At 58.9% G+C, this 11435-nt stretch carries 12 protein-coding genes; all 12 read left to right on the top strand.

Annotated features, from left to right (window positions below):
* Positions 1-71 precede the first annotated feature (71 nt).
* The 12 genes from ssuD to H6G07_RS23075 all read left to right on the top strand — a co-directional run bounded on the left by ssuD (position 72) and on the right by H6G07_RS23075 (position 11260).
* Positions 72-1214: an FMNH2-dependent alkanesulfonate monooxygenase gene (gene ssuD, locus H6G07_RS23130; RefSeq protein ID WP_073610731.1), complete on the top strand. Its 1143-nt coding sequence runs from the start codon at positions 72-74 to the stop codon at positions 1212-1214.
* A 180-nt stretch (positions 1215-1394) separates the two neighbouring features.
* Complete coding sequence (locus H6G07_RS23125; protein WP_199312379.1) at positions 1395-2447, top strand: aliphatic sulfonate ABC transporter substrate-binding protein; 1053 nt, start codon at positions 1395-1397, stop codon at positions 2445-2447.
* A 112-nt stretch (positions 2448-2559) separates the two neighbouring features.
* Complete coding sequence (locus H6G07_RS23120) at positions 2560-3363, top strand: ABC transporter permease (protein ID WP_073610732.1); 804 nt, start codon at positions 2560-2562, stop codon at positions 3361-3363.
* A gap of 182 nt (positions 3364-3545) precedes the next feature.
* Positions 3546-4295, top strand: coding sequence for an ABC transporter ATP-binding protein (locus H6G07_RS23115; protein ID WP_073610733.1), 750 nt, complete (start codon positions 3546-3548; stop codon positions 4293-4295).
* Between the two features lie 55 nt (positions 4296-4350).
* A complete protein-coding gene (gene ssuE, locus H6G07_RS23110) occupies positions 4351-4899 on the top strand; it encodes an NADPH-dependent FMN reductase (protein WP_073610734.1) in 549 nt (182 codons plus the stop codon).
* Positions 4900-4942: 43 nt separating this feature from the next.
* On the top strand, positions 4943-6139 hold the full coding sequence (locus tag H6G07_RS23105) for an acyl-CoA dehydrogenase family protein (protein ID WP_073610735.1): 1197 nt from the start codon (positions 4943-4945) through the stop codon (positions 6137-6139).
* Positions 6140-6205: 66 nt separating this feature from the next.
* Entirely contained in the window at positions 6206-7015 is an 810-nt protein-coding gene (ssuC, locus tag H6G07_RS23100; protein ID WP_084173588.1) for an aliphatic sulfonate ABC transporter permease SsuC, read from the top strand.
* A 148-nt stretch (positions 7016-7163) separates the two neighbouring features.
* Positions 7164-7925, top strand: a complete 762-nt coding sequence (locus H6G07_RS23095; protein ID WP_073610736.1) for an ABC transporter ATP-binding protein — start codon at positions 7164-7166, stop codon at positions 7923-7925.
* A gap of 81 nt (positions 7926-8006) precedes the next feature.
* Complete coding sequence (locus H6G07_RS23090) at positions 8007-8144, top strand: hypothetical protein (RefSeq protein WP_171973092.1); 138 nt, start codon at positions 8007-8009, stop codon at positions 8142-8144.
* Between the two features lie 105 nt (positions 8145-8249).
* Positions 8250-8426 (top strand): FAD-dependent oxidoreductase, encoded by a 177-nt coding sequence (locus tag H6G07_RS26120; RefSeq protein ID WP_199312377.1) that lies wholly within the window; start codon positions 8250-8252, stop codon positions 8424-8426.
* A gap of 64 nt (positions 8427-8490) precedes the next feature.
* On the top strand, positions 8491-10677 hold the full coding sequence (gene topA, locus H6G07_RS23080) for a type I DNA topoisomerase (protein WP_073610737.1): 2187 nt from the start codon (positions 8491-8493) through the stop codon (positions 10675-10677).
* 49 nt (positions 10678-10726) lie between these two features.
* Positions 10727-11260, top strand: coding sequence for an NUDIX hydrolase (locus H6G07_RS23075; RefSeq protein WP_073610738.1), 534 nt, complete (start codon positions 10727-10729; stop codon positions 11258-11260).
* Positions 11261-11435 lie beyond the last annotated feature (175 nt).

The raw sequence follows: 11435 nt of genomic DNA, 5'->3' as shown, positions 1-11435 counted from the left end.
CACTGCGCATGCGCTTCTGACTCTCTCCTACGTCTTTTCTCTTTGTTGTTCTCTCTGCGTTTTTCACTGCTATGAGCCTCGACATTCACTGGTTTATACCGACCCACGGCGATGGCCGCTACCTGGGCACTGCTGTGGGGGGTCGCGCCATCACCGCCGACTATCTACAGCAGCTGGCCGGTGCGATCGATCAGTTGGGCTACGCCGGGGCGCTGCTGCCCACCGGCAAATCCTGCGAAGACGCCTGGATTACTGCCGCATCGCTGATTGCCGTCACCAAGCGCATGAAGTTTTTGGTGGCGATTCGCCCCGGCATTTCTTCTCCAGGCATGGCGGCCCGCATGGCGGCTACCTTCGATCGCATCTCCAAGGGCCGACTGCTGGTCAACGTCGTCACCGGCGGCGACCCCTACGAGCTGGCCGCCGACGGCCTGCACCTCGACAAGCAGGGGCGCTACGAACTCACCGATGAGTTTCTCGAAGTCTGGCGCGGCGTCATGCAGCAGGAAGTGGTGGATTTTGAGGGCCAGCACCTGACGGTCAAAGGCGCAAAGCTGCTGTTTCCCCCCGTGCAAGACCCCTACCCACCGCTTTATTTCGGGGGCTCCTCGGCGATCGCAAAAGAAATTGCCGCCAAGCACGTCGACCTGTACCTCACCTGGGGCGAACCCCCCGCCCAAGTCGCCGAAAAAATCGCCGAAGTGCGCCAGCTAGCTGAAGCCCACGGGCGCACCCTGCGCTTCGGCATTCGTCTGCACGTCATCGTGCGCGAAACCACCGCCCAGGCCTGGGACGCCGCCAACGATCTGATTCGCTACCTGGATGACGACACCATCGCCGCCGCCCAAAAAGCCCTGGCCCACGCCGACTCCGAAGGCCAGCGCCGCATGGTCGCCCTCCACGGTGGCCGCCGCGACAGCCTCGAAATCAGCCCCAACCTCTGGGCCGGCGTCGGCCTGGTGCGCGGCGGAGCCGGCACCGCCCTAGTCGGTGACCCCGACACCGTCGCCCAACGCATGCAGGAATACATCGACCTGGGTATCGACACCTTCATCTTCTCCGGCTATCCCCACCTCGAAGAAGCCTACCGCTTCGCCGAACTCGTATTCCCCAAGTTGCCTCTGGAGAACCTACCCACGGCAGCCCCCAGCCGCTACCTCAGCCCGCTGGGTGAAATTATGGCCAACGATAAAGTTCCCGCTCCGGCAAGTTGAGGGTAATGGGGTGAGGGGTGGCGAGCAAGTTTGGCAGGTCGGCCTCCAGTCTGGACAGCTCTTTCGCTCAGTATTGCCGGGAAATCCATCTATTTTTCAGCTCCGGCATTTCCTAATTTCGCTTTCAGTTTTCGACCCAGTATAGGTGTAGCAATGCTTCGGTTCCATAACCTTCGATTTTTGTCCCTACCGCGTCCCTTGAGCCGGGTGGGTAGGCGACAGTGGCTGCGAGGCATGTTAGCCATCACTACCGCCTTTTGCGTAGCGGTGCTGAACAGCTGCGCCCAACCCTCCCCCAGCAGCGACGCCGCTAGCTCAGGGGCTACCGCTGCCGCCGCGCCCAGCGTAGTGCGAATCGATTTTGCCTACTATAACCCCGTCAGTCTGGTGCTCAAAGCCAAAGGCTGGCTCGAAGAAGACTTGGCCAAAGACAACGTCAAGGTGGAATGGGTGCAGAGCCAGGGCAGCAACAAAGCCCTAGAGCTGCTCAACAGCCGCAGCATCGACTTTGGCTCCACCGCTGGGGCCGCTGCCCTGCTGGGCAAAGCCAACGGCAACCCGATCAAGTCGGTCTATATCTACTCCAAACCCGAGTGGACGGCTCTAGTCACCCGTGCCGACACCGGCATCAGCAAAGTCGAAGATCTGAAGGGCAAAAAGGTGGCCGCCACCAAGGGCACCGACCCCCACATTTTCTTGCTGCGCGCCCTCGATCAGGTCGGGCTCTCTGAAGCCGATATCGAAGTCGTGCAGCTGCAGCACGCCGACGGCAGAACAGCCCTAGAGCGCGGCGATGTCGATGCCTGGGCTGGCCTTGATCCTCACATGGCCAAAACCGAGCTAGAGCAGGGTTCTAAGCTCTTCTTCCGCAACCCCGACCTCAACACCTATGGCTTTCTCAACGTGCGGGAAGAGTTTGCCAACGCTCACCCCGCCTACGTTGAACGAGTGCTAGCCACCTACGAAAAAGCCCGGCAGTGGGCGATCGAAAACCCGGCAGAACTCGAATCAATTCTGGCCGAAGCAGCAGGGCTCGAGAAAAATGTGGCCGCCAAACAGCTTGAGCGCACCGACCTGTCAAATAGCGTGATTGGCACCATCCACAAAGACACCATCACCGCCGCCGGAGACGTGCTGAAAAAGAGCGGCGTAGTGCCTGCCGATACTGACATAAACGCCGTCGTAGACTCTTTGATTGATCCGCAATTCATTGAAAAAGTTGCAGCAGGGTAGGGAGTGAAGGGGTAGGGAGTGGGGAGTAGGGGGTAGAAAGATTTGGCCTCACCCCTTACCCTTCACCCTTACCCCTCACCCCCCACTCATCTACCCCTCACTCCCCCATCCCATGTCCCTCTCCCTCTCCCGTCGCACAACCAAACAGCGCCTCGCCGTTCCCCGCTCTCTCCAGGGCTGGCTACTGCCGATCGCACTGGTAGCCGCTTGGGAACTGCTCTCTCGGCTCGGGCTAGTGGCCCCTAACCTGCTGCCTGCCCCCACGACGGTGTTGGAGACCATTCTGACGATGGCTCGCAGTGGCGAGTTGTTTCGCCACGTGGGCATCACTTTTTACCGAGTCGTGCTCGGGTTTGGCATTGGCACCCTGGTGGCGACGGTGCTGGGGGCGCTGACGGGCTACTCCCGCATTGCCCATGCCTATTTAGATCCGCTGCTGCAAGCCCTGCGCAACATTCCCTCGATCGCCTGGGTGCCGCTGTTTATTCTCTGGCTGGGCATTTATGAAAGCTCGAAGGTGACGCTGATTGCGGTGGGGGTGTTCTTTCCGGTTTACCTCAACCTGATGAGTGGCATTCAGGGGGTCGATCGCAAGCTAGTAGAGGTCGGCAAAATCTATCGCCTTAGCCAGCTACAGCTCGTTCGCCGCGTATTCCTCCCCGCTACGCTGCCAGCTTATTTAGTCGGGCTTCGCAATGGGCTGGGGCTGGGCTGGATGTTTGTAGTCGCCGCTGAACTCATGGGGGCCAGCCAGGGTTTGGGCTACCTGCTAATCGACGGCCAAACCACTGGACGCCCCGCCGTGATCATCGCCAGCATTGTGCTGTTTGCCCTGTTAGGGAAACTGACCGATTCAGGGCTGTCGGCGGTTAGTGGTCGGCTGCTGCATTGGCAAGATTCCTATGGCGCGGGGTAGGGAGTGGGAGGGTGGATGGGTGGGCGGGTGAGGGAATTACGGGGTCGTCCACAAGCCCTCATCGCTGCCGCAAGAGACCTCTAGTAAGCCTCCCAATCCCAGTCAGTCTGACCTCTCCCTACTCATCTACCCATCCACCCATTACTCTCTACCCATCCACTCCCTACCCCCTACCCCCTCCAATGCTCTACATCGAGAACGTTCACAAGCAATTCGACAACGGCCTGCTGGCCCTAGAGGGCATTGATCTGGCGATCAAGCCGGGGGAAGTAGTCAGCTTAGTCGGCACCAGCGGGTGCGGCAAGAGCACGCTGCTGCGGATTGTTGCGGGGCTAGATTTTCCCACCCTGGGGGCGGCGTTGATCGACGGGGAGATCATTACCGCGCCGCACCCAAAGGTGGGGCTGATTTTTCAAGAGGCTCGGCTGATGCCCTGGCTAACGGTGGCTGAAAATATTCAGTTTGGCCTCAAGGATTTGCCTCGACTAGAGCAACAGTGGCGCACGGAGCAGGCGCTACAAAAGGTGCATTTGACCAACTTTGCGGCGGCCCTGCCGCGACAGCTTTCGGGGGGAATGGCGCAGCGGGTGGCGATCGCCCGCGCTTTAGTCACCCAGCCCAGCATTCTGCTGCTCGATGAACCCTTCAGCGCCCTCGATGCCTTTACCCGCACCCAGCTTCAAGACCATCTGCTAGATATCTGGGCGGAAGACCATCCCACCCTGCTGCTAGTCACCCACGATGTCGAAGAGGCGCTGGTGCTGAGCGATCGCATCATCGTGCTGCGACCGCACCCAGGCCGCATTCACCGCGAGCTGGTGGTGGATTTGCCCCGCCCTCGCCGTCGCAGCAGCCTGGAGTTTCAGCGGTTGAAAGAACAGCTAATTGGCGAGCTTGACCTGACGCCAGAGCTGGATTTGGTGAAGCTGTGAAACCCAATTTTGAATTTTCAATTTTGAACTTTGAATTAATTTCTGAGGTTTAACCATGACAAAAGTTGTTGCGATCGCCGGTAGCCCGTCCCATCCCTCCCGCTCCTACGCGGTGCTAGAGGAGGCGCAGAAAATTCTAAAAACCCAGGGCGCTGAACTGGAGATTTTGCTGGTGCGCGACCTGCCAGCGGCGGATTTGCTCCACGCCAGATTTGACAGTGAGGTGATCAATGCCGCCACGGCTCAGGTTGCCGCCGCCGATGCCGTAATTATTTCGACCCCTATCTACAAGGCGGCCTACACCGGCATTCTTAAGGCCTTTCTCGACCTGCTGCCCCAAAAGGCGCTGGTGGGCAAGCCGGTTTTGCCGATCGCCACTGGGGGCACCCTGGCGCATTTGCTGGCGATCGACTACGCCCTCAATCCGGTGCTGGGGGTGCTCGGGGCCACATACATTCTCCAGGGCGTGTATCTGGTCGATACGCAGTTTCAACGGCTAGAGACGGGCGGCATTGAGTTTCACGACCCCGAGCTAGAAGCGCGTCTGCACAGTTCGCTGGAGGGGTTGGTGCGATCGCTCCCTGCCGTGCTCACGGCTGTCTAGGTTGGTGACCCTATATTGAGTCTGTTGTTCAACATCTTTACCTATGCCGCTGCTCACCTCGCCTCAGCTTCAGACTGATAGTCAGGCCCACGCTATCGACGCCTGGGTTGACACCCTGGTGGATGAATTTGCCGCCACGGCGGTAGAGCGCGATCGCCAGGGGGGCACCGCCCAGGCCGAGCGCGATCGCCTGCGCCAGAGCAACCTGCTGAAGCTGCTGATCCCAACTCAGCACGGCGGCCTCGGGGCCGATTGGGAAACCGCCCTGCGCATTACCCGCCGCTTTGCCCAGGTGGATAGCTCCATGGCCCACCTGTTTTCGTACCAGCATTTGGGGGTAGCTACACCCCAGGTATATGGCACCCCCGATCAGGCCGCCCACTACTACAGCCAAACCGCCCAGCACAACTGGTTTTGGTGCAACGGCTTTAACCCGCTCGATCGCCGGGTGACGCTCACCCCCGATGGCGCGGGTTTTCGCATCAACGGCACCAAGAGCTTTTGCTCAGGCTCCGTCGATGCCGATGTGATTGCGCTCAGCACGGTGCAAGAAGGCGTAGAGGGTTTTCGGATTGCGATCGTGCCCACCCAGCGCGAGGGCATTGAGGTGCAGGGCGACTGGAACAACATGGGCCAGCGGCAAACCGACAGCGGCAGCATTCGCTTTAGCAACGTGTGGGTGGCGGCTGACGAAATTTTGGCTCCTTCCGGTAATGAGGCGTTTCGCACCTTTCGCTCCTGTCTCACCCAAATTACCTTCACCAACATTTATCTGGGGGTGGCCCAAGGAGCCTTTGAGGCGGCGCGCTCCTACACCCGTAGCCAGACGCGGGCCTGGCCAGGGTCTAAGGTCGAGTCGGCCACCGAAGATCCCTACATCCTGCAACACTACGGCGAGATGGCGATCGCCCTCGAAGCCGCTACTCTGCTCACCGATCGCGCCACCGCGTTAGTCCAGGCCGCCTGGGAAAAAGGCTATGACCTCACCGCCGAGGAGCGAGGCAAATGTGCGGTGGCGATCGCCACCGCCAAAGCCTTTGTCACCCAAAACGGCCTGGCCCTAACCAACAAAATTTTTGATGTCATGGGCACCCGCGCCACCACCGCCGACTACGGCTTTGACCGCTACTGGCGCAACCTCCGCACCTTCACCCTGCACGACCCAGTCGACTACAAAATTCGCTCGGTGGGCAACTGGGCGCTCAATCGGGAGTTACCCACCCCCGATTTTTATTCCTAAACCCTTAGTCATATTGCCTCGCCCGGTTAGTTCCCCAGACCCTAAAAACGCTTGAACGCTTGAACGATGCAAACCATCCACCGTAGAGACCCGCTTTCTGAGCTAATCGCCAGAGTCCCGTGGGATCACATCATTCCCTGGGTGGTGCCTGCCGCCCTAATTCTGCTGTGGCAAGTCTTGGCCCAGATCGGATTAATCAACAGCCGCATTCTGCCCGCCCCAACCGAAGTGGTGCAGGCGGCCCTTCGCCTCACCCTCAGCGGCGAGCTGTTTAAGCATGTGACCATTAGCGCCTGGCGGGCCGGAGTGGGGTTTTTAATTGGTGGCAGCATCGGCCTATTTTTTGGCATTTTGAACGGCGTCTCTCGCCCCGCCGAGCTGCTTGCCGATAGCTCCATTCAAATGATTCGCAATATCCCCCACCTGGCGATGATTCCCCTGGTGATTTTGTGGTTTGGTATCGGTGACGAAGCCCGCATTTTTTTGGTCGCACTGGGGGTGCTGTTTCCTATATACGTCAACACCTTCTACGGCATTCGCGCCATCGACCCCGGACTGATTGAAATGGGCCGCGTCTATGGCCTCAACCGCCGCCAGCTATTTTCGCAAATTATTTTGCCCGGTGCCCTGCCCAGCATGCTGGTGGGCCTGCGCTATGCCCTCGGCAACATGTGGCTCACCCTGATTGTGGCCGAAACCATCGCCGCCAGCTCCGGCATTGGCTACATGGCGATGAATGCTCGCGAATTCATGCAGACCGATGTAGTGGTCGTCGCGATCTTGCTCTACGCCCTGCTGGGCAAATTCGCCGACTCCTCCGTGCGTTGGCTGGAGAAGAGCACCATTGCCTGGCACCCCAGTCAGAACCTGAAGTGAAAGGGAGAAAGCATTTAATTCTTAGTTTTGAGTTCTTAGTTCTTAGCCTTGAATGTTTAGGTTTGAATTTTGAATTCAAGGCACTAATTCAAAACTCAAACCTAAACATTCAAAACTTTCCCACTTCCTACCCCCACTCCCCACTCCCATGACCTACACCCAAACCCCCTCAACCCAAAACCACCCCCAAACCACCTACGGCAGCCACATTTGGATCAACAACCTGACCAAAGCCTTTGGCGACCTGACGGTGCTCGATCGCTTTTCCCTAGAAATTGCGCCGGGGGAATTTGTCGCTATTGTCGGTAAGAGCGGCTGCGGCAAAAGCACGCTGCTGCGCTTGCTGGCTGGGTTAGAAAACCCTTCCCACGGCGAGATCAAGCTCGATGGCCAGCGGCTGGCGGGGCTTAATGCCAAGGCGCGGGTGATGTTTCAAGATGCGCGCCTGCTGCCCTGGCGCAATGTTCTAGAGAACGTCTCGCTGGGCCTGAGTTTGCAGGCGCGCCCCCGCAGCCACTGGGCCTTGCAGCAGGTGGGCCTAGACAACCGCGCCAAAGACTGGACTACGGTGCTGTCGGGGGGACAAAAACAGCGAGTCGCCCTAGCACGGGCCCTGGTGACGCAGCCCCATCTCTTGCTGCTCGACGAACCCCTGGGTGCCCTTGATGCCCTCACCCGCATTGACATGCAGCGGTTGATTGAAACCCTGTGGCAAGAGCAGCAGTTTACCGCTCTGCTGGTGACCCACGATGTCGAAGAGGCGGTGGTGCTGGCCGATCGCGTCGTGGTGATTCAAAACGGTCGCATTGAGCTGGATGTGGCAGTGAATCTACCCCGCCCCCGCGACTTGGCCAACCCAGAGCTGATTCAGCTCAAGCAAGAAATTCTCCACCGGATTCTGAAAAAGTAGGGCTGATGGCACCCCAGCTTGGGGCAAGACTGGGGCATTCCGTTTAACGGCTGTACCGTTTACTAATTGGTGTCGATAACCATGAATGACTCTAAGCTGCTTCAAGATCCACTGCGATCGCACAACGATGCCCGCAACCTTTTGTTTGTCACCCTGCCCAGTTTGCTGGGGTTAGTCGGTCTGCTGGGGCTAACCCTGTTTCAATCCGCCTCCCTGTAATCTAGCGGGACACCCCCCGCCTATGCCACCGATGCGGGCACAGTTGACCCAACGAGTGCCGATAGGCTGCTGCGCCAAGGTGCTGGTTTCCTACGATCGCCCCTGTTGGCGGAAGCAGGGGCTAGGGTATGGACGAGTTACGGTGAAGCTCTGACCGCCCTGGTGGGGCGCATTCACTGGGCGGGCACAGAAATGGCCGATCGCTGGCCCGGTTTTTTTGATGGTGCCGTGCACACCGGGAAAGCGGCGGCAGCAGCGATTGCTAGGGTTGAGATGCTGTAATTTCTGAGTTCAAGTGTACTATTAAATTAGTGCATTCCCACCCCGATCGCCCATCGAGGCCACCATGACCAATTTGCTGCTGATCGAAAGCCCTGGCAAAGTGAAGAAACTGGGGCAAATTCTGGGTTCGGGCTGGGTAATCAAGGCCAGCATGGGCCACGTGCGCGAACTCGCCAATGACGGCGAAGATGCCCTCGGCTTTGACCTGGGGGCAAACTCCATCGACTGCCGCTACCAGCCCCGTGATGCCCGCGCCAAAAAAGTGTTGTCAGACTTGCGCCAGGCGGTCAAAGCCGCCGACTGTGTCTACATCGCCACCGACCCCGATCGCGAAGGCGAGACCATCGGCTGGCACCTCCAGCAAGCGCTCAACCTGAAGAATCCTCGGCGGGTGGTCTATAGCGAAATTACTGCCCAGGCGGTGAGAGCCGCGATCGCCCGTCCCCGCACCCTTGACCAAAGCTTAGTCGCCGCCGGACGCGCCCGCGACTGCCTCGATAAGCTAGTGGGCTACAAAGGCAGTCGTCATGTGGTTTGGCCTCTAAATAACGGCGCAAAATCTATGGGTCGAGTGCAGAGCGCCACCCTGCATTTGCTCTGTGCTCGTGAGCGGGCCATTCAAGCCTTTGTGCCCCAAGACTACTGGAGCGTGTGGGTCACCTACGGCGAGGGCTTCAAAGCCTTTTACCGCAGTAGCCCCAAGCCCCAGCGTAAGTCTGCCAAAGACGCAGAAGATCAGGGCACCGAGAACGAGTCGGAGCGGGTGACCAGTCAGGAGCGGGCGGATCAGTTGGTGGCGATCGCCCGCGCCAATCCCCACCACGTCCTCCACATCGAAGGCAAACAGACCACCCAATCGCCCCCGGCCCCCTTCGTTACCTCCACATTGCAACAGGCTGCTGGCTCCAAACTCCACTTCAGTCCCGAGCACACCATGAAGGTGGCTCAAGCTCTCTACGAAAAGGGCCATATCACCTACATGCGCACCGATTCCATCACCCTCTCGGCTCCCTTTTGTGACGCGGTGCGCCAGTACCTAGAGCAGCACGACCCCACCAACCTGCCCCGCAAAACCACCCAGCACCGGGCGATCAAGGGCTCTCAGGAAGCCCACGAAGCGATTCGCCCCACCGATGTCAACCACCTGCCTCAACACCTCCAGCGAGAACTTTCGGCGGAGCAGGCCCGCCTCTACGAGCTGATCTGGAATCGAGCCGTGGCCTCGCAATGTGCCCCGGCGCGCCTGCGCAAAACTCGCATTGTCACCCAGGCAGGCGATGCCTACTGGGAAGCCCGAGGCCAGGTGCTCGAATTTGCGGGCTACACTCGCTATTGGAACAACCTCAGCGCTGATTCAGTGTTGCCCGCCCTCACTCAGGGACAACTTCTCCAACTCGATCAGGCCCAGGCGGATGCCAAGCAGACCCAGCCGCCGCCGCGCTACAGTGAACCCAAGCTGGTGAAGCTGATGGAGCAAAAAGGGATTGGTCGCCCCAGCACCTATGCCCCCACCATCAAAACCCTGCGGGAGCGGGAGTATGTGGATCTGCTCCAGGGCAAGCTCCAGCCCACTGCGTTGGGATTAGAACTCGATGGAGCCTTGGAGAAACTGCTGCCCGATCTAATTCAGCCGGAGTTTACCGCTCAGATGGAGACGGCGTTGGATGCGATCGCCACGGGCGACCAGGAGTGGCAGGCCTATCTGCTCGACTGGAATCGGGGTTATTTTGCGCCTGCGATCGCCCAAGCCAAATCCCAACTGCTCTCTCTGCCGACCTTTGCCGAGCATGCCCCGGTACCAGGAGCGGTGTCATTGGAGCGATCGCCCGTCACCACAGCCAAACCTACCACCGGGCAACCGACCAAAACCAAATGCCCCACCTGCGGCGAGGCGATGACCAAACTGCCCTCCCGTTCCAAAAAGATGAAGGCTAAGCACTTTCTCAAATGCTCAGGCCCCGGCTGCGGCACCGTCATGTTTTGGAATGCCCAGGCCAAACGTTACGAACTGCCCCAAGCCCAGCGCCAATCCCTCAATTCAGAGATGTTTACCGATCATCCCTGCCCTATCTGCGGTGCCCTGCTGGAGCGCTACGCCTACACCAAAGAGGGTCAAGACAAAGTCATGTTGCGCTGCTCAATCCTGGAGAATCGCCGGGGCAAATGTAAGGAAGTCGCTTTTTTCCAGAGCCGAGGGGAGTTTTGGTCGCCCAAATTCGGTACTTTGAAGCTACCGGCACCTAGCCCTTAGATAATCATCATGGGATTGGAGTTGTTAGGGGGCTTACCACCACAGTGCCATGAATCCACAGAACTGTATTCAAGCCGTTTCCTCCCACACCCCCTTTGACCAGGAGGAGGCCGAGTCCATCATCGCCACGCTTGCGTTTTTAGGAGAACAAAGCCGATTCTGGCAGCGAGACAACTACGTGGGTCACCTCACCGCCTCCGCCTGGGTGGTCAATCAAGCCAGATCTCACGTGCTGCTGACCCACCACCGCAAGTTTGACTGCTGGCTTCAGTTGGGTGGCCACGTGGATCAGGGAGATGAATCCTTGTTGGCCGCAGCCTTGCGTGAGGCCAGGGAAGAATCGGGCATCCAGGCGATTGAGCCGCTACAGGCCACCATCTTTGACATTGGCCACCATCCCATCAACACCGCTAAAGAGCCGTCCCATGTGCATTACGACATTCGCTATCTGCTGGTGGCTAAGACGGTGGACTTTGTAGTGTCTGAGGAATCTAACGACCTGGCCTGGATTCCCCTGGCAGAGGTAGCGACCATCAGTAGCTCAACCGCCCTACACCGCATGGCCGATAAACTGGCTAGCTAATGTCGGGGCGTAGGCAACGGCTGGGGGATCCCCCCTGCTCCCTGAAAAAGGGGTGTCTGAGTCCGCTTCAAAGTCACGACTTGGAAGGTTAATGTGACATCACTGAGAATCGGATCCAGTATTGAGGGATTCGTCAGGATGAGGGTTGATGATGTGGCCGCTAGTGGGGATACCG

It is taken from the genome of Phormidium tenue FACHB-1052 (assembly GCF_014696675.1).
GTDB lineage: Bacteria > Cyanobacteriota > Cyanobacteriia > Phormidesmidales > Phormidesmidaceae > Nodosilinea > Nodosilinea tenuis_A.
The sequence above is the reverse complement of the archived record's forward strand: the minus strand, read 5'-3'. Positions and strand labels throughout refer to the sequence as shown.